21 protein-coding genes and 1 pseudogene are annotated in these 20,254 nt (G+C 61.6%); 12 read left to right on the top strand and 10 right to left on the bottom strand.

Annotated features, from left to right (window positions below; translation table 11 throughout):
* Positions 1 to 12: 12 nt before the first annotated feature.
* The 3 genes from FHX03_RS08835 to FHX03_RS08845 all read right to left on the bottom strand — a co-directional run bounded on the left by FHX03_RS08835 (position 13) and on the right by FHX03_RS08845 (position 1,736).
* On the bottom strand, positions 13 to 204 hold the full coding sequence (locus FHX03_RS08835; RefSeq protein ID WP_003593249.1) for a hypothetical protein: 192 nt from the start codon (positions 202 to 204) through the stop codon (positions 13 to 15).
* Positions 201 to 866: an acyl-homoserine-lactone synthase gene (locus FHX03_RS08840; protein ID WP_088936510.1), complete on the bottom strand. Its 666-nt coding sequence runs from the start codon at positions 864 to 866 to the stop codon at positions 201 to 203. Before FHX03_RS08840 ends, FHX03_RS08835 begins: the two co-directional genes overlap by 4 nt.
* Positions 867 to 1,010: 144 nt before the next feature.
* Positions 1,011 to 1,736: a LuxR family transcriptional regulator gene (locus FHX03_RS08845; RefSeq protein WP_097628186.1), complete on the bottom strand. Its 726-nt coding sequence runs from the start codon at positions 1,734 to 1,736 to the stop codon at positions 1,011 to 1,013.
* A gap of 124 nt (positions 1,737 to 1,860) precedes the next feature.
* On the opposite strand from FHX03_RS08845, the gene FHX03_RS08850 reads away from it, so the two are divergent.
* A complete protein-coding gene (locus FHX03_RS08850) occupies positions 1,861 to 2,055 on the top strand; it encodes a hypothetical protein (RefSeq protein WP_097628187.1) in 195 nt (64 codons plus the stop codon).
* 333 nt (positions 2,056 to 2,388) lie between these two features.
* On the opposite strand, the pseudogene FHX03_RS08855 reads toward FHX03_RS08850, so the two are convergent.
* From FHX03_RS08855 to FHX03_RS08865, 3 genes and pseudogenes are all read right to left on the bottom strand, one after another.
* Positions 2,389 to 2,616: pseudogene (locus tag FHX03_RS08855) on the bottom strand (GIY-YIG nuclease family protein); the annotation flags it as partial.
* Positions 2,617 to 2,933: 317 nt separating this feature from the next.
* Positions 2,934 to 3,173, bottom strand: coding sequence for a DUF2934 domain-containing protein (locus FHX03_RS08860; RefSeq protein WP_097628188.1), 240 nt, complete (start codon positions 3,171 to 3,173; stop codon positions 2,934 to 2,936).
* Positions 3,174 to 3,198: 25 nt separating this feature from the next.
* Complete coding sequence (locus FHX03_RS08865) at positions 3,199 to 3,423, bottom strand: hypothetical protein (protein ID WP_183777617.1); 225 nt, start codon at positions 3,421 to 3,423, stop codon at positions 3,199 to 3,201.
* A gap of 361 nt (positions 3,424 to 3,784) precedes the next feature.
* On the opposite strand from FHX03_RS08865, the gene FHX03_RS08870 reads away from it, so the two are divergent.
* On the top strand, positions 3,785 to 4,168 hold the full coding sequence (locus FHX03_RS08870; protein WP_003593258.1) for a hypothetical protein: 384 nt from the start codon (positions 3,785 to 3,787) through the stop codon (positions 4,166 to 4,168).
* Positions 4,169 to 4,283: 115 nt separating this feature from the next.
* The gene (locus tag FHX03_RS08875; RefSeq protein ID WP_097628189.1) at positions 4,284 to 4,697 is read left to right on the top strand and encodes a DUF4174 domain-containing protein; all 414 of its coding nucleotides are present in this window, start codon (positions 4,284 to 4,286) and stop codon (positions 4,695 to 4,697) included.
* Positions 4,698 to 4,884: 187 nt separating this feature from the next.
* Here the strand turns inward: FHX03_RS08875 and FHX03_RS08880 are convergent, their stop codons facing one another.
* On the bottom strand, positions 4,885 to 5,595 hold the full coding sequence (locus tag FHX03_RS08880) for a GntR family transcriptional regulator (RefSeq protein WP_131711337.1): 711 nt from the start codon (positions 5,593 to 5,595) through the stop codon (positions 4,885 to 4,887).
* Positions 5,596 to 5,863: 268 nt separating this feature from the next.
* On the opposite strand from FHX03_RS08880, the gene FHX03_RS08885 reads away from it, so the two are divergent.
* The 7 genes from FHX03_RS08885 to FHX03_RS08915 all read left to right on the top strand — a co-directional run bounded on the left by FHX03_RS08885 (position 5,864) and on the right by FHX03_RS08915 (position 12,242).
* A complete protein-coding gene (locus FHX03_RS08885) occupies positions 5,864 to 6,952 on the top strand; it encodes an ABC transporter ATP-binding protein (protein WP_097628191.1) in 1,089 nt (362 codons plus the stop codon).
* A 45-nt stretch (positions 6,953 to 6,997) separates the two neighbouring features.
* Positions 6,998 to 8,296: a PotD/PotF family extracellular solute-binding protein gene (locus FHX03_RS08890; protein WP_097628192.1), complete on the top strand. Its 1,299-nt coding sequence runs from the start codon at positions 6,998 to 7,000 to the stop codon at positions 8,294 to 8,296.
* A gap of 267 nt (positions 8,297 to 8,563) precedes the next feature.
* A complete protein-coding gene (locus tag FHX03_RS08895; protein ID WP_183853343.1) occupies positions 8,564 to 9,472 on the top strand; it encodes an ABC transporter permease in 909 nt (302 codons plus the stop codon).
* Position 9,473: 1 nt separating this feature from the next.
* Positions 9,474 to 10,295 carry an ABC transporter permease gene (locus FHX03_RS08900; RefSeq protein WP_097628194.1) on the top strand — a complete coding sequence of 274 codons (822 nt, stop codon included), beginning with the start codon at positions 9,474 to 9,476 and terminating at the stop codon, positions 10,293 to 10,295.
* 1 nt (position 10,296) lies between these two features.
* A complete protein-coding gene (locus FHX03_RS08905) occupies positions 10,297 to 11,040 on the top strand; it encodes an aspartate/glutamate racemase family protein (RefSeq protein WP_183777623.1) in 744 nt (247 codons plus the stop codon).
* A gap of 3 nt (positions 11,041 to 11,043) precedes the next feature.
* Entirely contained in the window at positions 11,044 to 11,655 is a 612-nt protein-coding gene (locus FHX03_RS08910; RefSeq protein ID WP_003593270.1) for a flavin reductase family protein, read from the top strand.
* An 89-nt stretch (positions 11,656 to 11,744) separates the two neighbouring features.
* Complete coding sequence (locus FHX03_RS08915) at positions 11,745 to 12,242, top strand: heme-degrading domain-containing protein (protein ID WP_097628196.1); 498 nt, start codon at positions 11,745 to 11,747, stop codon at positions 12,240 to 12,242.
* A 41-nt stretch (positions 12,243 to 12,283) separates the two neighbouring features.
* Here FHX03_RS08915 and FHX03_RS08920 read toward each other — a convergent pair whose 3' ends face one another.
* Positions 12,284 to 13,543, bottom strand: coding sequence for an AGE family epimerase/isomerase (locus FHX03_RS08920; RefSeq protein WP_183853344.1), 1,260 nt, complete (start codon positions 13,541 to 13,543; stop codon positions 12,284 to 12,286).
* A 170-nt stretch (positions 13,544 to 13,713) separates the two neighbouring features.
* Here FHX03_RS08920 and metH point away from each other — a divergent pair, with 170 nt between their 5' ends.
* Positions 13,714 to 17,487 carry a methionine synthase gene (metH, locus tag FHX03_RS08925; RefSeq protein ID WP_183853346.1) on the top strand — a complete coding sequence of 1,258 codons (3,774 nt, stop codon included), beginning with the start codon at positions 13,714 to 13,716 and terminating at the stop codon, positions 17,485 to 17,487.
* A gap of 195 nt (positions 17,488 to 17,682) precedes the next feature.
* A complete protein-coding gene (locus FHX03_RS08930; RefSeq protein ID WP_097628199.1) occupies positions 17,683 to 17,916 on the top strand; it encodes a type II toxin-antitoxin system Phd/YefM family antitoxin in 234 nt (77 codons plus the stop codon).
* Positions 17,917 to 18,078: 162 nt separating this feature from the next.
* On the opposite strand, the gene FHX03_RS08935 is transcribed toward FHX03_RS08930, so the two are convergent.
* Together FHX03_RS08935 and FHX03_RS08940 are read right to left on the bottom strand one after the other, a co-directional pair.
* Positions 18,079 to 18,843 (bottom strand): GntR family transcriptional regulator, encoded by a 765-nt coding sequence (locus tag FHX03_RS08935; RefSeq protein WP_183853348.1) that lies wholly within the window; start codon positions 18,841 to 18,843, stop codon positions 18,079 to 18,081.
* The gene (locus tag FHX03_RS08940) at positions 18,840 to 19,724 is read right to left on the bottom strand and encodes an N-acetylglucosamine kinase (protein ID WP_183853350.1); all 885 of its coding nucleotides are present in this window, start codon (positions 19,722 to 19,724) and stop codon (positions 18,840 to 18,842) included. Before FHX03_RS08940 ends, FHX03_RS08935 begins: the two co-directional genes overlap by 4 nt.
* Positions 19,725 to 20,254: the final 530 nt, after the last annotated feature.

The following is a 20,254-nucleotide window of genomic DNA, read 5'->3' on the forward strand; positions in this document are numbered from 1 at the left end:
GGGGTCGCGCCCTCAGCTGAAGCTGCTCTTCAGCGCCTCGTTCTCGTGGTGAGCCTTCTTCTCGTAGATCGTGAACAGCGCCATCGAGAGGAGATAGGAGAGGAAGGGATCCCCGATCTGCGTGGCGATATCGCGGGAGGCGAGCACGTGGCGCTCCAGGGCGCCGATATCTTTCTGTATTGCGGTTTCAGCGAGGCGGTTCATGCTGCCATCTCCAGGAATTGCGTCACGACCGAGCGGGCCGGAACATGTCTGACATAAAGGGGTAGGGTCAGGCCGAGGGCGGTGCGCATCTTGCGCAGCACGCGGTCCGACACTTCGAAGGCGCCGCAGCAGACGGGGTACTTGCCGTAGCCGTCTGCGCGGCCGAGTTCTTCCACTTCTGCGCCAGCGCGCTTGTAGACGCGCTTGAGATAGGGCTCGTAGTTGGAAATCATCGTATGGATGCCGTGATCGAGCGCGCATTCGCAAAGCGCAAGCAGCATCATCGAAAAGGCGCGGCCGGCGTCGATCTGAGGGAAATCCCTGGCGATCGCCTCTTCGTCGATGCACATGCGCGTGCCCTCCCAGATGCCCGGCGCGATGAGATCGGCGGCATCGGGAAACGTCTCGCGGAAGACATCGTAGAGAAGGGTCGGGCCGGTCGTCGGCATCAGGCGCATGCCGCCGTAAAGACGCGTGCGGCTGTCGTTGCACCAGACGAGATAGGCAGGAGCCAGCGCATCGTAGCTGTCGCGTTCGTAAGGGCCGACGACAGGAACGTCCCAGCCGAGCGTATCGGCGAACACCTTCTTGCGCAGGCGAAACATCTGGTCGAGTACGGCAGCGTATTTCTGATACTCATGTGCCTGAATGATAACGAACATTTTGCCCTCCAGCGTTTACAAGTTCGTGGAGAGCAGAATGGTTCAGGCCGGCCGGTTCGGAAATTCCCTCAGATGGGCCCCCTCAGATGAGGGGATTAGCCCAAAAGCATGAGGGCTGACGTAACGACATGCGCCGAGCAAAGACTATGGATTGATGATGCGCAATTGCACGGCCCGCGAGGCGGCGGCCGAGATGGTGGCGCAGCCGAGCTTGAAGCGGGCGGTCTTCAGATAATCGCGTGTGGTGTGCTCGGAAATGCCGAGGATGACCGAGATGTCCTTGTAATCCTTGCCGAGTGCTGTCCAGTGCAGGCACTCGATCTCGCGTGGCGACAGTGCCGGCACAGGGTCGTTCTCACCGTGCAGCTCGTAGACGGCCTTGCGATGGATCAGGTGGGCGATCTCGATCCATTCGTTGCGGCAGCGCCGGACAAGCTCCGTCCATTCCTCGACCGGGATTCGGGCGTTCACCGACAGCAGCGCGCGGCGCTGCGCCTTGTCGGCGACGGGAATGGAATAGCCGTTGCCGCCGATGCCGTGCTTCTGGGCGTCGACCAGCATGGCATAGGCCTCCGGCGTCGGCTCGACCTCGCTCCAGTCGAAAGGCAGCTGGCGCTCGAAGCCCTGTTTGACGATCGGATCCACCTTCACATAGCTGTTCAACAGGTAACGGGAGACCCAGGCATCCGGATAGGTGGTGCGCACGAAGGGCGAATCGATCTTGCTGGCGATCGTCTGGGCGAGATGGTAGGTGACGAAATCGAGGCCATATTGCGCCTGGAGAATGCGGATGGCAGCATCCACATTGGCCGCCGCCTTGATCTGTTCGAAGGCGGACTCGAACTTATCGCTATAGCTATTCTCGATCATTTCCACTGCCCCAATTCCCTCAATCCTACCGTGAGGACCGTCATAAATACAAGGCATCCCCACATATGCGGGGAATGACAATCCCGGCTCCGCCTGCTAGCGCCTTTCCACGAGGAGACCTCATATGGACAGCAAGCGACCCTTCGAGATTGCCGAATGCCAACAGGCCGCCAAAGGCCTGAAATCCAGCTGGCAGGACATGGCAGGCTCCGAAGCGCTGATCCGCGCGCTCGTTGCCGAACGCAACGGCGACACCCCGCTGGCGCTGTTCTGGACCGAGGTCCACAGGGCGCTTAGCGTGGAAAACAACGTTTTCTGACACGGCCCGCCCCGGCAGGGCTTTCAGGCTCTTCCCGATCTTACAGCACCGACCGGGCGCCGGGATCGGCCACGACGAGATGAAATCCGCGTCCTGCGAGCGACCACGTTTTCATTCTCATCCGTTTCCGATTTTGCGAAGAAGGTGTCGAGCGGCATTGTCGCGGGCGGGCAGAGGGAAAGCTCGTACTCCCTGGATTTGTGCCATTATGCTTGAAGAATGCTTTCCAATGGCGGCGCTGGTGTCTCGGGAAACGGCTAGACTGTGCCATTGTTGGCGCGCGCGAGCCGCAAACCCCAAGCGCCAACCTCTCTCCAACCTCATCCTTGTACGTTGCCGTTGCTGGGGCGACCAACCCTTGATCTGGCGCTCGCGGGCGATGGCGTCGATGATGCGGTCGTAGGTTTCGGTGAACACGAGTTCGACGGGAAGGCGCTTGGCGGTGTAGCCGTCATAGGTGCCGGCATTGTGCTCCCAGACACGCGCCTCGATCTCCTGCTTGGTCAGCCCGGTATAATAAGAGCCATCGCTGCAACGGAGGATGTAGATTGTGACTTCCATGGCGAGAGGCGAGCATGGGGAGCGAGTGAGCAGCAATCGTGCGGCGCTGGAGTGGCCATCCCTCGTGGTTCGAGACGGCCCTGCGTGCCTCCTCACCATGAGGGCTAGTTGTTGTGCCCTGAGGCTAGACCGTCGGCGGCAGGGCTCTGCGTTCTTGGGCGGGCAAGCCGCGCCCTCTCTCCGCCCGCATTGTTGTGCCCTGCTGCTAGGCTATCGGCGTAAGGCGCCGCAATCTCCGATGAGGTAAGCCGCAATCTCTCTCCGCCCTCATCCTGAGGTTCCCCGCAGGGGCCTCAGCAGCCAACATAAGATAGAGATCAGCCAACCTTGGTCGAAGGGTTGAGCCAATCCTGGAGCGGCAGTTCGGGCCGCGGCTGTTTCGGGCGAAATTTCACCAGCACCTCGCGGCCGTCGACAGAGGCTTGCGTGCGTTCCAGGGCATTGCGCTCGGCCACTGCCTGGCGCCAGTGTTCGTCACCGCGCCCTTCGGGACGGCCCTGTTCTTCCCAGATCGCGTAAGCTCTTTTGCTAATCCATTCGTGGCGCTTGTCGCTCATCTATCTATTCCATTCGTGAAAGGTGTTATTCGGCAATTCTGTCCTGCGGAACCGGCCCGTCGTTACGAACCGGCAGGCGCCGCTTGGCAGCCATCAGCAGGTCGAGCTCGATCGAAGAGGGCCCAAAACGGGTGAAAAGTCTTTCGGCCTGCTCGCCGCCAAGACCATATTTGGAAGCGAATTCATCAAGGCTATATGGGCGGCCGCGCAGGATTCTGCTTCGGCGCTCCGGTTCATGGATTTGCGTCATTGGTGATTACCCCAGACTGTTTTTCGAAGTGTGAGAACAAAACAAATTACAGCGGCAAAAGTTCCGTGAATTTGCAGGGTTTTTTCGCCCCGTCGTACCATTGCGGGGCGATTTGCAGCCGCTGGCATGGATTTTCAGGAAGGGGCGTGGCTGAGAAAATTTCCACTAAAACACGCAAGAAAATCAGCGCGTTATGGAATTCGCTTCCGCAAGGGCGCAGAATTGGGCTTTACCCCGGCGCGTTACTCTATAGAATCAATAGTGTTATTCGGTTCGCAGGGGCAGCAAAACCTGCCATTCCCCGCGTTGGCGCGACCGAGACCGGAGGACTTTGGCCTCAACCCATCAAGAGGAGACAGACATGATGAATGCCCTGCCGCCACTTCATGACGGCCACGCGCCGTTTACCCTCCAGCAGCTGTTTCGCGAAGCACTTTACGCCTTCGAGGAATGGGACAGCGAATTGACCGAACCGATCGTCACCTACGAAGGACGGGTCATCCCTATCGGCTTCGTATTCGAAGCCATGCGCGAATGCACCGACATCGTGCCGATGAACATCGTCGGCGCCGTCACCGAGCGGCTGACCAAGCCGTGGGAGGGCGAAGGCCCGCTCGACCAGATGACCTTTTCGACGGCGGCGCGTGTCATGCGCGTGCTGGTGCGCAAGCGCCTGCTTGCCAACGGCACGGTCGATCTCGTCGCCGTTTCGGCCCACGCGGCCGAAGATCAGAACCGCGACTGACAGGATGAGGATCGCGGCCATGGCTGCGATCCTTTTCCGCTTCCAGGCGGAACCTCGCCCATTGCCAGCCGTTTACTGGCATGCCCGCCGCCAGTGCGGGTGAGGAATAAGCACCATGCTGAAATCCATCGTTCATGAAATCATCGGCACGCCGCGGCGTGAACCGGAACTTCCGCAGTCGCTCGAGCAGTTTCGCGACAGGAAGCGGGTGCTGATCATCTTTGCCGATGCCCAGGACGACCGCGCCGTCATCCAGGACGAATGGCTGCGGAACGCGCATATGCGTCTCATCGAGGAAGACGTCGAAGTTTTCATCATCGCCGGCGGCGGCGCTTTCTCGCTGTTCGACGATGGCTCCGATCTCGATGCCGACGATGTCAGAGAGCGGCTGCAGGGCCCGCCATCCGGCGAGTTCGGGCTGATCCTGATCGGGCGCGACGGGACCGTCAAGCTGCGCTCGGATGAGCCGAGGACTGCGGAGGATATCTTCGCGGCCTTCGAGATGCTGCCGAAGCAGACGCCTTGGTAGGGCTTCGGACTGCGCGGGACACGCGACGGCGTGGCGAAGCCGCGCGCCCGGCGTCTTCGCATGCCGACAGCCTGAAAGGCATTCCTAATGCGCGTCGCATCAAACTTGATTCATGCGACGCGCTCTAGCTCTTTGTTTCGATGCATGTCGTTATTCCGGAAAGCTGCACACTTCCGGGTGACATGCATTAAAGCTCGAAGGCTTCCTTGAGGCCGAGGCTCTTGCGTTCGCGCAGGTCGAGATCGGTCTCGATATGGGTGATGTGATGCAGCATCAGCTGGCAGGCGCGGTCGAGCTCGTTATTTTCGATCGCCGTGATGATCTCGCCATGTTCTGAATGGCCGCAGCTCGAGGCGGTCGACTGGCCGTAAAGGGCAATCACCAGCGACGAGCGGGCGACCAGTTCTTCCATGAAGCGTTGCATGATCGCATTGCCGGAGATCTCGGCCAGCCTCAGGTGAAAATCGCCTGACGCCTTGATCTCGGCGCGTCGCGCCGTCTGGCCGCGCTCGCTCATCAGGCGGCCTTCCTCCAGCAGAAGCTGTTTCAGCTGGCTGATGTCACCAGGCGTGATCCGCGCGGCTGCCTCTCGCAATATGCCGGGCTCGACCAGGCGGCGGGCGGCAAATATCTGCCGGGCCTCGTCGGGCGAGGGATAGGCGACAAAGGCGCCGCGGTTCTTCTCGACGCTGACGAGACCTTCATAGGAGAGCGCCTGCAGTGCCGCGCGGGCAAGCGTGCGGCTGACGCTGAAGAGGTTGCCGACATCTTTTTCGGAGAGCTTGGTGCCGGGCGAAAGCCTGCGCTCGACGATTGCTTCGCGAATGGAATCACGGATCAGTTGTGCGCTGGTTTCGGCGGAGTCTTCGGCCTGCATGGCCTTGGCAGCGGATTTCATGAAAATCGATTTCCTGATGATCGGCAAACCATATCTGGCTTCCCGGCAAAAGTTAAACGGAATTTGTGCTCGAAGCGCCAGCAAATTGTATACGATCATCTGCATAAATTGAGGACGATAGCCTAAATCCTGTGCAGGCATCGTTTTGCTCATACTTTATCTCCCTCCGATCTACGGCAGAGAAAACCCATGATTCACAAAGGGTTGAGAAGTCGTCGGCAAATTGGCACGGCAAGTGCATCGTCTTTTCCAAACAGGGGAAGGCATGATGTCGAAAGCGGCAGAGATCGATATAGTATCCGTTTCGAAGGTCTATGGGGCAACGACCGCGGTACAGGCGATCAGCCTGAAGATTCCGGCCGGCTCCTATTGCTGCTTCCTCGGCCCGTCCGGCTGCGGCAAGACTTCGACGCTGCGCATGATCGCCGGCCATGAGAGCATCTCGTCGGGCGATATCCGGCTCGGCAATACAGTCGTCACCGATTTCCCGCCGGCCCGGCGCGGCACGGCGATGATGTTTCAGTCCTATGCGCTGTTTCCGCATCTCGATCTCATCGACAATGTCGCCTTCAGCCTGAAGATGAAGGGCGTCGACAAGGCGGAGCGGCGGGCCAAGGCGCTCGACATGCTGAAGCTGATGCAGATGGAGCCCTATGCTAACAGGCGTCCGGCCCAGCTTTCCGGCGGCCAGCAGCAGCGCGTGGCGCTGGCGCGCGCACTGATCACCGACCCTGAGGCGCTGCTGCTCGACGAGCCGCTGTCGGCGCTCGATCCGTTCCTGAAGATCCGCATGCGCGCCGAACTGAAGAAGCTGCAGAAGTCGCTCGGCATCACCTTCGTGCACGTCACCCACAGCCAGGAAGAGGCGATGGCGCTCGCCGACATCATGGTCATCATGAATGATGGCCGGATCGAGCAGGCGGCTGCCCCGCGCGAGGTCTTCGAGAAGCCGGCAACCGCCTTCGTCGCCCGCTTCATGGGCGATCACAACGTGCTCAGCGGCCGGGTGACATCGAGCGAGGACGGCGTGCTCGTCATGACCGTGCCGGAGGGGCAGAGCTTTTCCGTGCGCGGGGCGGGCAGGGAGGTCGGCGAACCGGTCGATATCGGCATTCGCACCGACCGCGTGCGCTTGCAGGTGGCGAGCGAATGGACGCTCGGCTTCAACGGCGTCGTCTCCAACGTCGAATATCGCGGCTCCTCCGTGAAGATCACCGTGCTCGGCGCCGGCAGCGACGACTTCACGGTCATATCAGACGACAGCGACTATTTCGCCCGCCCGGTCGCCGTCGGCGAGACGGTCGCGCTCAGCTGGGAACTCGATGATGCCGTGCTGCTCGGCCGCGCTTCCGCATGACCAATCAAAAACCAAGACCTTCCACATCAAAAAAGGGGAACTGACATGACGACTGAAACGACATCGACCAAGGCCGCGAAGGGTCTTTCCCGCCGCACCCTGCTGAAGACGGGTGCCGCCGCCGTCGGCGCCATTGCCGGCTCCGGCGCTCTCACCGGCTTTCCCACCATCTGGGCTAAGACGAACATCACGCTTCGCCAGTTCGGCACCGGCGTTTCGAACATCAATGCCATCGCCGAGAAGTGCAAAGCCGATCTCGGCATCACTCTGGAGATGACGGCGACCGATTCCGACGCCGCCGCCCAGCGGGCCGTTACCCAGCCCGACAGCTACGACATTGCCGATATCGAATACTGGATCGCCAAGAAGGTGTTTCCGACGGGCGTGCTGCAGCCGATGGACGTCAAGAAGCTCAAATATTACGACAAGATCGTGCCGCTGTTCATCAACGGCAAATTGAAGGCAGACAGCGTCATCGCCCAGGGCACGGCGCCGCACACGGTCGGCTTCGTCGAGGCGCAGGGCTCCAAGAAGTTCGCCAAGGAGCCGACGCAGTGGATGACGATGGTTCCGACAATCTACAACGCCGATACGCTCGGCATCCGCCCGGATCTCGTCGGCCGCGACATCACCAGCTGGGCCGACATCATGGATCCGAAGTTCAAGGGCAAGACCTCGATCCTCAACATCCCGTCGATCGGCATCATGGATGCGGCGATGATCATGGAAGCCATGGGCAACATCAAATATGCCGACAAGGGCAACATGACCAAGGAAGAGATCGACAAGACGATCGAATTCCTGATCAAGGCCAAGGGCGACGGCCAGTTCCGCGCCTTCTGGAAGAGCTTCGACGAGTCGGTCAACCTGATGGCCTCGGGCGAGGTCGTTATCCAGTCGATGTGGTCTCCGGCTGTGGCCGCCGTCCGCTCCAAAGGCATCGCCTGCAAGTATCAGCCGCTCAAGGAAGGCTACCGCGCCTGGGGCGGCGGACTCGGCCTTGCCTCGCATCTGAAGGGCGCCGAGCTCGACGCGGCCTATGAATATATCAACTGGTACACATCAGGCTGGGTCGGCGGTTATCTCAACCGCCAGGGCTACTACTCCGCCTGCATGGACACCGCCAAGAACTTCATGTCGGCTGACGAATGGGGCTATTGGATCGAAGGCAAGCCGGCGCAGGGCGATATCCTGTCGCCCGAAGGCAAGGTCATGGAGAAGGCCGGTGCGGTGCGCGACGGCGGCGCCTTCGAAGCACGCATGGGGGCCGTCGCCTGCTGGAACTCGGTGATGGACGAAGACCGCTACATGGTCCGCCGCTGGAACGAGTTCATCGCTGCTTGATCGGCGAGGGGGCGGAGAAGCATTGTCTTTTGCTGATGCTCTAGACGTCGCTGCGCTCCGCCCCTCATCTGCCCTTCGGGCATCTTCTCCCCGCTGGGGAGAAGGGGGAGCTTGCCGCTCGGCAGGCAACAAAAGATCAAGGCTCGCGGCTGCCGAGACGCTGCCGCGATTCCTCTTCTCCCCAGCGGGGAGAAGGTGCCGGCAGGCGGATGAGGGGGCTGCACGTGCTCCCGTCCCACCTGATCTAGTGAGAACGGAGAACCGATCATGGCGACCATCGCAGCGGCAACGGAAGACAGCAAGCAGCCTATACGCCGCACGTTGCGCCTCTCCCCCTCAGCCATCTCCTATCTCCAGGCGACGCCGCTGATCGCCATCCTCGGCTTCTTCTTCCTGCTGCCGATCGCCATGATCACCGTCGTCAGCTTCTGGGACTACGATTTCGCCGGCCTCTATCCCGACTTCCTCACCATGAACTACACCGACACGCTCGGTTCATGGGTAACCTGGAAGACCTATCTCAACACACTGAAATTCACGGCGATCGTCTGGGCGCTGACGCTTCTCATCGGTTTCTGGGTCGCCTATTTCCTCGCCTTCCACATCCGCAAGACCTCGACGCAGATGATCCTGTTTCTGGTCTGCACCGTGCCGTTCATGACCTCGAACATCATCCGCATGATCTCGTGGATCCCGGTGCTCGGGCGCAATGGCCTTGTCAATTCGTCGCTTATTAGGATGGGCATCATCCCGCAGCCGATCGAATGGCTGCTCTATTCCGATTTCGCCGTCGTGCTCGCCATGGTGCATCTCTATACGCTGTTCATGGTCACGCCGATCTTCAACACGCTGATGCGCATCGACCGGTCGCTGTTCGAGGCGGCGCGTGATGCCGGCGCCTCCGGCTGGCAGGTGCTGTGGAATGTCGTCATTCCGCTGGCAAAACCCGGCATGGCGATCGGCACGATCTTCGTCGTCACCCTCGTCATGGCCGATTTCTCGACGGTGCAGGTGATGTCCGGCGGCCAGAGCGCCTCGGTGGCGCTGATGATGAAGAACCAGATGTCGCTGCTGCAATATCCGGCGGCGGCCGCCAATGCCGTGGTGCTGCTGGCCGTGGTTTTGCTGATGGTCGCAGCCATCCTGCGCGTCGTCGACATCCGCAAGGAGCTTTGAGATGAACCACGAAAAACGCGGCCTCGAATTCTATCTGCTGGCGATCTTCTTCGCCGTCTTCGTGCTGTTCCTCTACGGTCCGCTCTCGGCGGTGCTGATCCTGTCCTTCCAGGGGCCGGACGGCGGGCTGACCTTCCCGATGAACGGCGTTTCCACCCATTGGTTCTTCAACCTGTTCGAAAAACAGGCGGTCGGCGATTTCGGCGCCTCGTTCCGGCGCTCCTTCAGCCTCGGGCTGATGGTCATGGCCGTGACCGTCACCGTGTCGCTGCTCGCCGGCCTCGCCTTCCGCCGCCGTTTCCGCGGTTCGACCGTGCTGTTCTATGCCACTGTCGCCAGCCTTGTCGTGCCGTCGATCATCGTTTCGCTCGGCATTGGCGTCGTCTTCCAGGAGGGCGGGCTGAAGCCCGCCTGGTATTCCTCGGCCTTCGGCGCGCATCTCACCTGGACGCTGCCCTTCGGCGTGCTGATCATGTTTGCCGTCTTCAACCGCTTCTCGCCGGCCTATGAAGAGGCGGCGCGCGACCTCGGCGCGTCCGCATGGCAGACCTTCCGCCATGTCGTGCTGCCGATGATCGCGCCGAGCCTGATCGGCGTCGGCCTGTTCGGCTTTACGCTATCTTATGACGAATTCGCCCGCACGTTGATGACGTCAGGCACTTACAATACGCTGCCGCTCGAAATCTACGGCATGACCACCAATGTCACGACGCCGGTGCTCTATGCGCTCGGCACGGTGACGACGCTGTTTTCCTTCACCATCATTCTCATCGCCCTCGGCATCATGACGATGCTCAGCCGGCGGCAGGCAAAGATCAACTGACATGCGCATCCTCATCGTCAATCCGAACACCACGGCCTCCATGACCGAAAAGGCGGCCACCGCTGCGCGGGCGGTGGCTGCTTCAGGCACGGAAATCATCGCCGCCACTTCGCAGATGGGGCCCGTCTCCATCGAGGGCCATTATGACGGGGCGCTGGCGATCCCCGGCCTGCTTTCCGAACTGAAGGAACGATGGGCGGCGGGTTACGACGCGGCCGTCATCGCCTGCTTTGACGATACTGGGCTCGACGCGGCGCGGAGTTTCGCCGATGCGCCGATCCTCGGGCTCTGCGAATCCGCCGTCGCGACAGCGGGTTTCCTAGCGCAACGCTTCACCGTGGTGACGACGCTGGAGCGGTCACGGGTGCTGATCGACAATCTGGTGCGCCGCTACGGCATGGGCGAGCGCGCCAAGGTGCGCGCCTCCGATATCCCGGTGCTCGAGCTTGAAGATCCGGCCTCGGGCGCAATCGGCAAGCTCAGGGCCGAGATCGAACGGGCGCTTGCCGAAGACGGCGCCGAGGCGATCGTGCTGGGCTGCGCCGGCATGACGGATCTGGCGAGGGAATTGCAGGATATCTACGGCGTGCCCGTCATCGATGGTGTCTCGGCCGCCGTCAAGCAGGCAGAGGCGCTGGTTTCGCTCGGCCTTTCCACCAGCAAGCGCGGCTCCTACGCCTCGCCGCTGCCGAAACCCTTCACCGGAGCGATGGGCGTCTTTGCGCCGGCCGGGAAGCTCGGCTGAGCCATGGCCATCTCCTTCGACTTCAAAGAGCTCAGTGAGCGCGAGCGTTACAAGCTGATGATCGGCACGATCATTCCACGGCCGATTGCGCTGGTGACGACGGTCGACGAACACGGGCGGATCAACGCAGCCCCTTTCAGCTTCTTCAACTGCCTTTCGGCCGATCCGCCGATCCTCGCGATCGGGGTCGAAAACAATGCCGACATGTCGTTCAAGGACACCGGCCACAATATTCGCATGACCGAGGTCTTCACGGTCAACATCGTCTCTTTCGCCATCGCCGAGGCGATGCATGTCTGCGGCGCTCGCTATCCCCGCGGCGTCGACGAGTTGAAGGAGGCTGGGTTGACGGCGATGCCGGGCGCGAAGGTGGCCTCGCCCTGGATCGCCGAGGCGCCGGCAGCCTTCGAATGCCGGCGGCATGTGACGCTGGAGCTCGGGCGCTCGCGGCAGATCGTCATGGGCGAGATCGTCTATGCGCATTATCAGGACGGCGTCGTGGATCCGGAACGGCTGCATGTCGATCCGGCCGCCGTCGATGCCATTGCGCGGCTCGGCGGCGATACCTGCGCCACCATCCGCGACCGCTTCGAGATGCTGACGCCGAAACTCTGAGCCCGGGGTACCTCCAAGTTTTTGCTTTACTTTTTTGCTCCCCGCAAGAATGGTCGCAGCGGATCATCACGGCAGAGGAGTGCTTAGCCATGACAGTCGAACAGGATCTCAGCCGGATCGCGGAACAGGAGAAGGCGCTGAGCTTCGACGCTTTCGATCTGACGACGGCATGGCAGCTCGGCAAGCTCCTGCAGGAACTTGCCACCGAGCGCGGCCTCGGCATCGCGATCGATGTGACCCTGCATTCGATGCCGGTCTTCTATGCCGCACTGCCTGGCGTGACGCCCGACAACGTCAACTGGGTCAGACGCAAGCGCAACATGGTGCTGCGCTATTTCCGCAGCAGCTATGCCTCCGGCCTGAAGCTCGGCAAGGACGGCAAGACGGTCGAGGATAACGGGCTTTCCGGCGCCGATTATGCGCCGCATGGCGGCAGTTTCCCGATCAACGTCAAGGGCACCGGCTGCATCGGCGCGGTCACCGTCTCCGGCCTGCCCCAGCGCGACGACCACAATCTCGCGGTCGAGGCCCTGGCGCTGATGCTGGCAAAGGATCTGGACACGCTGCGGCTCGACCCGCTGCTCTGAGCCGGCCATTTGCTGGATAGGCGGGCGCCGGTTAGTGAACCTCAGAGCCTGCCGCCGGCCTCAGTAATGCTCTTCGTCAGGCTGCCGGTTGCCGGGAAGAGCGGGATGAGGCAGGCCTGCAGGGCGTGGTAGATATCGCCCTTGCCGGGGAAGAGCGAATGGGCGGGAACGAGATCCTCCGTCAGCTCCTCATGCCAGCCGCCGTTCCGATGGTCGATGAAGGCGCGTTCGATCACATTCCAGATTTTGCGGTAGCATTCCTCGTGATAGTCGCTCGGCAGGTGCTCGTTGAGGAAATGGGCGGCGGCCGCACCCTCGCAGGCCGGCCACCAGAGCTTATTGCGCTTGGCGGGCTTGTCGTTCCAGTCGAGCGTATAGAAGAAGCCGCCCTTGTCGCTGTCCCAGCCGAGCGCCATGGATTGCTCGAAGAGGGCTTTGGCCGCATCCGGCATCCACTCGATGCGTTTGCCGCCGAGGGCCCAAAGCTGCAGGATGAGGCGGGTCCATTCCAGCCAATGGCCGGGCGTCGTGCCGGCCGGGCGGAACATTTCGTTCGGATGATAGTATTGCTTGTCGAGCTTCCATTCGGCGTCGAAGTGCTCGGCGACGCGCCAGTCGACCGAACCGGCCGCGCGCCGGATGACGAGGTCGGCGATGCTTTCGGCCTTGGTCAGGTAATCCCGGTCGCCTGATGCTTCGAAGGCGGCCATCAGCGCTTCGGTCAGGTGCATGTTGGAGTTCTGGCCGCGGTAGGCGCCGCCGTCGAGCGGCTGCCAGTCGGCGGTGAATTCCTCGGCGATGGCGCCGTGGCGCGGCTCCCAGAACTTGGTGTTCAGGACCTCGGTAATATCGGCAAGCATGCCGTCGGCCAGCGGATGGCCGATCGTCTTGGCCGATGAGGCGGCGAGCAGCACGAAAGCATGGCCATAACCCTGCTTGTTGGAATCGGCCGGACCACTGTTGTCGAGCGACCAGAAATAGCCGCCATTCCTCAGGTCGCGGTGATGGTTCCAGAGATAGTCCATGCCGTGGTCGACGACGTCGGCAGCACCCGGACGGCCGAGCAGGGCGCCGATGGCAAAACAATGCACGGCGCGCGCGGCGATATGGATGCTGCGCACTTGGCCCTCGGCATCGAGCGGCGTGCCGTTATCGTCGAGATCGTAGAAGCCGCCCTTTGGGTTGACCGAATTGTGCTGGAAGAAATCGAAGAGGCCGTTTGCCTGGGCAAGCAGCCAGTCGCGGTGATAGGCGCGGCTCGTCCAGTTGCCAAGCGCGGCGTTGCCGGTTGCGGGTGCCATGATACTCCTCCGATTTGGTGGGCAATGCGTGTCAATTGCCTATATAGAGGCCGTTCAAGCCTGTCATCCGCTGAGACTTGCAAAGCACGAAATCGACAGGCATATATTGACATAAAGATATCTTTATGTGATTTGAACTGTCTGGTCTTACGACGTCAAGGAGCCCTCCCGTGTTCGATACTCTCTTTGGTCCGGAAACGGGCAAACGTGACGGCAACGAAATTTTCGCAGCGCTGCGCAAAGCCGCGAGCGAGCGCATCCTCGTCCTCGACGGCGCCATGGGCACGCAGATCCAGGGGCTGGGCTATGACGAAGACCAGTTCCGCGGCACCCGCTTTATCGGCTGCGCCTGCCACCAGAAGGGCAATAACGACCTTCTGATCCTGACCCAGCCGGATGCGATCGAAGAGATCCATTATAAATACGCCAAGGCCGGCGCCGATATTCTCGAGACCAACACCTTCTCCTCGACCCGCATCGCCCAGGCCGATTACGAGATGGAAGGGGCGGTCTACGACCTCAACAAGGAGGGTGCGGAAATCGTCCGCCGCGCGGCACAGCGTGCCGAGCGCGAGGACGGCCGCCGCCGTTTCGTCGCTGGCGCCATCGGCCCGACCAACCGCACCGCCTCGATTTCGCCCGACGTCAACAATCCCGGTTTCCGCGCCGTTACCTTCGACGATCTGCGCTCCGCCTATGGCGAGCAGATCGACGGCCTGATCGACGGCGGCGCCGACATCATCCTGATCGAGACGATCTTCGACACGCTGAACGCCAAGGCGGCGATCTTCGCCTGCGAGGAGCGCTTCGAGGCCAAGGGCGTGCGCCTGCCCGTCATGATCTCCGGCACGATCACCGACCTTTCCGGCCGCACGCTCTCCGGCCAGACGCCGTCGGCCTTCTGGAATTCGGTGCGCCACGCCAATCCCTTCACCATCGGGCTCAATTGCGCCCTCGGCGCCAATGCGATGCGCCCGCATCTGCAGGAGCTTTCGGGTGTCGCCGATACTTTCATCTGCGCCTATCCGAATGCCGGCCTGCCGAACGAATTCGGCCAGTACGACGAAACGCCGGAGCTGATGGCGGCGCAGATCGACAGCTTTGCCCGCGAAGGCCTGGTCAACATCGTCGGCGGCTGCTGCGGCTCGACGCCCGAGCATATCCGGGCGATCGCCGAGACCGTCGCCAAGTACAAGCCGCGGCCGCTTCCCGAGCATCGCCCTTTCATGTCGCTGTCGGGCCTCGAACCCTTCGAGCTGACCAAGGACATCCCCTTCGTCAATGTCGGCGAGCGCACCAACGTCACCGGCTCGGCGAAGTTCCGCAAGCTGATCACCAATGCCGACTACACGGCAGCGCTCGACGTCGCACGCGACCAGGTCGAGAACGGCGCGCAGGTGATCGACATCAACATGGATGAGGGCCTGATCGATTCCGAAAAGGCGATGGTCGAGTTCCTCAACCTGATCGCCGCCGAGCCCGATATCGCCCGTGTGCCCGTGATGATCGACAGTTCGAAATTCTCGATCATCGAATCCGGCCTGAAGCGCGTCCAGGGCAAGCCGATCGTCAACTCGATCTCGCTGAAGGAAGGCGAGGAGAATTTTCTCGCCCAGGCGCGGCTGTTGCACAATTACGGTGCCGCCGTCGTCGTCATGGCCTTCGACGAGACGGGGCAGGCCGACAGCTATGAGCGCAAGGTGGAAATCTGCACCCGCGCTTACAAGCTTCTGACAGAGAAGATCGGCTTCCCGCCCGAGGATATCATCTTCGACCCGAACATTTTCGCGGTCGCGACCGGCATCGAAGAGCACAATAATTACGGCGTCGATTTCATCGAGGCGACCCGGACGATCCGCGAGCGCATGCCGCTGGTGCATATTTCGGGCGGCGTCTCCAACCTGTCCTTCTCGTTCCGCGGCAACGAGCCGGTGCGCGAGGCGATGCACGCCGTGTTTCTCTACCACGCCATCCAGGCGGGTATGGACATGGGCATCGTCAATGCCGGCCAGCTCGCCGTCTACGACAATATCGATCCGGAGCTGCGCGAGGCCTGCGAAGACGTGGTGCTGAACCGCCGCCCCGACGGCACCGAGCGGCTGCTCGAAGTCGCCGAGCGTTTCCGCGGCGCCGGCGCCAGGGAAGGCCGGGTCCAGGACCTTTCCTGGCGCGAATGGAGCGTCGAGAAGCGTCTCGAACATGCGCTAGTCAACGGCATCACCGAATATATCGAAGCCGATACCGAGGAGGCGCGCCGGCAGGCCGCCCGGCCGCTGCACGTCATCGAAGGGCCGCTGATGGCCGGCATGAACGTCGTCGGCGATCTGTTTGGCTCGGGCAAGATGTTCCTGCCGCAGGTGGTCAAGTCGGCGCGGGTCATGAAGCAGGCGGTCGCCGTGCTGCTGCCCTACATGGAAGAGGAAAAGCGCCTGAACGGCGGCGAAGAACGTCGCTCGGCCGGCAAAATCCTGATGGCGACGGTCAAGGGCGACGTGCACGATATCGGCAAGAACATCGTCGGCGTCGTGCTGGCCTGCAACAATTACGAGATCGTCGACCTCGGCGTCATGGTGCCGGCGACGAAGATTCTCGACACGGCAATCGCCGAAAAAGTCGATGTCATCGGCCTTTCCGGCCTGATCACGCCGTCGCTCGACGAGATGGTGCATGTTGCGGCTGAGATGGAGCGGCAGGGGTTCGACATCCCACTGCTGATCGGCGGGGCGACGACCAGCCGCGTGCATACGGCGGTGAAGATCCATCCCGGCTACAACAAGGGGCAGGCGATCTACGTCACCGATGCGAGCCGCGCCGTCGGCGTCGTCTCGGCGCTGCTGTCGCCGGAAACGCGCCAGGGTTATGTCGACGATACAAGGGCCGAATACGCCAAGGTGGCGGCCGCCCATGCGCGCAGCGAGGCAGAGAAAGTGCGCCTTCCATTGCCGCGGGCCCGCGACAATGCGCATAAGGTCGACTGGTCCGGCTACCAGCCGACGAAGCCGCAATTCTTTGGCACGCGGGTATTCGAGGATTACGATCTGGCCGAGCTTGCCAGATATATCGACTGGACGCCGTTCTTCCAGACCTGGGAACTGCGCGGCCGTTACCCCGCCATTCTCGAGGACGAGAAGCAGGGCGAAGCGGCGCGTGCGCTCTGGGCTGATGCGCAGTCGATGCTCAAGAAGATCATCGACGAAAAGTGGTTCCGCCCGCGCGCCGTCATCGGCTTCTGGCCGGCCGGCGCCGTCGGCGACGACATTCGGCTGTTCACCGATGAAAGCCGCAGCAAGGAGCTTGCCACCTTCTACACCTTGCGCCAGCAGCTTTCGAAGCGCGATGGGCGGGCGAACGTGGCGCTCTCCGATTTCGTGGCGCCTGTCACAAGCGGCGTGCAGGACTATGTCGGCGGCTTCGTGGTGACGGCGGGCATCGAGGAAATCGCCATCGCCGAGCGCTTCGAGCGTGCGAACGACGACTATTCCTCGATCCTCGTCAAGGCGCTGGCCGACCGCTTCGCCGAGGCCTTTGCCGAGCGCATGCACGAGCAGGTGCGGCGCGAATATTGGGGCTATGCAAAAGACGAGACGCTCAGCAATGAGGATCTGATCACCGAAGCCTATGCCGGCATCCGGCCTGCGCCGGGTTATCCCGCCCAGCCCGACCACACCGAAAAGGCAACGCTCTTCAGGCTGCTCGACGCGGAAAAGGCTGCCGGTGTTAAGCTGACGGAGAGTTATGCGATGTGGCCGGGCTCATCGGTCTCGGGTCTCTATATCGGCCACCCCGACTCCTATTACTTCGGCGTCGCCAAGGTGGAGCGCGATCAGGTGGAAGACTATGCCAAGCGCAAGGGCATGGAGGTTTCCGAAGTCGAACGCTGGCTCGGGCCGGTGCTAAACTACGTGCCGCGCAAGACCAGCGAGGAGATCGAAGACGCCGCCTGATTTGCTGAGTCTTCGCAGCCGCTTGAGGCGGCGCGCTCAGGAACTGATTCAATGAATGAAAGCCGGGAAGTGATTCACTTTCCGGCTCTATGATTTTGATATGGTTCAATAATGATCCGCGTTCTAGCTTTTCGAATTCGATAGCCGAATTGATGTTGTAATGGCATTCTCTGCCAAGCAGCGAATGGGGCCGCGATGCAAGTTACTATCCATGCCGCAAAGGCCAATCTATCGAAATTGATCGACGCCGCGCTTTCCGGTGAAGAAGTGGTGATCGCTAGGGGACGCAAGCCTGTCGTGAAGATCATGCCGATTGTGCAATCTTCCTTCAAGATCGGCCTGCTCAAGGGGCTGGTTGCTGGAAATGGGCCTGACTTTTTCGCGCCCATGGATGAGGGCGACCTTGCGGCCTGGGAAGGGGGCGAGTGAATTCCCTTCTACTCGATACCCATGCCTGGGCATGGGCGCTGACTGGCGATAAACGGCTGTCGCCGCCACTGCCATGCTGAATGGGATACCGATCACTTCCGCCGATGCGATCTTCGATCAACTCGCCGGAAATGAGCGCTGGATTACTCGCTTCTGGTAGGCTCAGGTAACCCCGATCGTCAGCTCGGCGACGAAATCATAGGCGTCGCCGCGATAGAGCGAGCGGGTGAATTCCACGGCGCGGCCGGAGCCGAGATAGGAGATGCGCTCGATCGACAGGCCGGCGGCACCGACGGAGACACCGAGAAGCTGGGCGTCGGCTTCCTTCATGTTGGTCGCCGAGATGCGCTGCACGGCCCGCACCGGGCGGACCTGGAGTCGTTCGAGTTCGGCATAGAGCGAATTGGTGACGGCGGCGGGATCGGGGAGAAACTCGCCGGAGACGCTGGCATTTTCGATTGCCAGCGGCTGGTCGTCGGCGATGCGCAGGCGGGAGAGGCGCGAAACCTTCACGTCGGTGCCGAGGCCGAGAATCATCATCTCGTCGGGCGAGGGGGTGTGGATGCCCTTGTGCAGCCATTCGGAGCGGGAGGACATGCCGCGGCGCGCCATGTCCTCGGTGAAGGAGGTAAGCTGCGACAGGCGCTGCTCCACCCTGGAGACCGGTTTGGCGACGAAGGTGCCGGAACCGTGGCGGCGCACCAAGAGGCCGTCGGCGACGAGTTCGTCGATCGCCTTGCGCACGGTGACGCGGCTGACGGCGGCGAATTCGGCAATATCGCGTTCCGGTGGCAGCGCATCGCCGTGACCGAGCGTACCGGTGCGCACGGCCTCTTCCAGCGTACGGCGTAGCTTGACGTAGAGCGGGCCGGTGCCGGCCGCCTGCAGACGCTCCAGGGACAGGAGGGTGGCCAGGTCGTCGGTCATGCCGCACCTCTCTGTTCGTCGTGCAGGAGCTTGACGGCAAGTTCGACCGCACCCTGCAGGGCATCGCCCTTTGGCTTGGCAAGCCGTGCCTTGTAGCGTTCGGAAAGCCACGGCTCATAGGCTCCTGCAAGGCCGCCGAGCATGCAGATCGACGGGCATTCAGGCCAGAGCAGCGCTTCGAGGCTTTCGCCGATTGCCGTTGCCGCGTCCGTGACGATGCCGACCGCGACGGCATCGCCCTTGGCCGCATATTCGAAGACAATAGGCGCATAGCGGGCAAAATCCGTCGGCCTTGCCGAATGCGCGAATTCGACGATGCTTTCGGGGTCGTTGCCGTATTCGGCCATGATCGCTTCGGTCATGGGGGACGCCGGACGCACGACGTCATAAGCGAGCAGCGATCGCTCCATCAGGTCGCGGCCGAGGCGGGCGCCGCTTGCCTGGTCGCCGACGATGAAGCCCCAACCGCCGATGCCGTTCAGCCGGCCGTTCCTGCGGGCATTATAGACCGAGCCGGTGCCGAAGGCCCCGACGATGCCGTCGCCATCGCCGAGCGCGCCCTGTAGGGCAATTAGCGCATCGGTGACGACGCGGCCTTCGGCAAAGGGCAGGGCCTTTTTTATTCGCTGCCCGTAATCCGTGACATTGGCGCCGGCGACGCCGACGACTGATGCAACAGAGGCGATGGTTTCAGCCGCAAGTCCTGCATCTATCAGCGCCTGCCGGGCGGATTCGACAATGTTGAGAAGAGAATTTTCCAAATCGGACAGGATATTGGCCGGGCCTGCTTTGCCGCGGCCGATGACATTGCCGTGTCTGTCCGCGACCGCGGCTCGGCAGCTCGTTCCACCGCCGTCTATGCCGATTGCAAGCTCCGTCATCGGGCCTCCGAATACGCCGTTCCCTATGTTTTTTATTACAATACCAAAAAAATACCATTTACCAAGTGGGAATGATAGAGAAAATTCGTCTTTTTATCATGTTGATTTTATTCGATAAAATTTTTTAATGAATTTTTTGGGGCAGAAAAGTTAAATTCGGCTGGACAATTGGTATTTTTTTGGACTTAATTCGGCAAAAGGGAACAGCACATCGAAGCCCGCGAAAACCGGCAGTAAAGCCAAGCCGGAACCGCTTCGAGGATGATCGAGAGAACGACCCACCGCTTGTCAGACTGGTGGCGAAGTTCGGTATCCATCGGCTTTTCCCGATCAATTTTGCCGCGCCCGATGCAGGTCACGGGGCAGCGCGCAGTCCGGCCGCAAGCGATCCGCCTTTGCGTCCGTCGAGCTTTCGGGGCCGGCAGGTGCTGGCGGCCCTCCAAGAGGCGTTGGGTGTTTCCTCAAGCACACCAATTGCTTGTTTCAGATCGAAAACAGCGCCTTGCGGCGCTCAAAACACAGGAGAGGGA

The sequence above is a fragment of the Rhizobium sp. BK456 genome (assembly GCF_014194045.1).
Classification (GTDB): Bacteria; Pseudomonadota; Alphaproteobacteria; order Rhizobiales; family Rhizobiaceae; genus Rhizobium; species Rhizobium redzepovicii.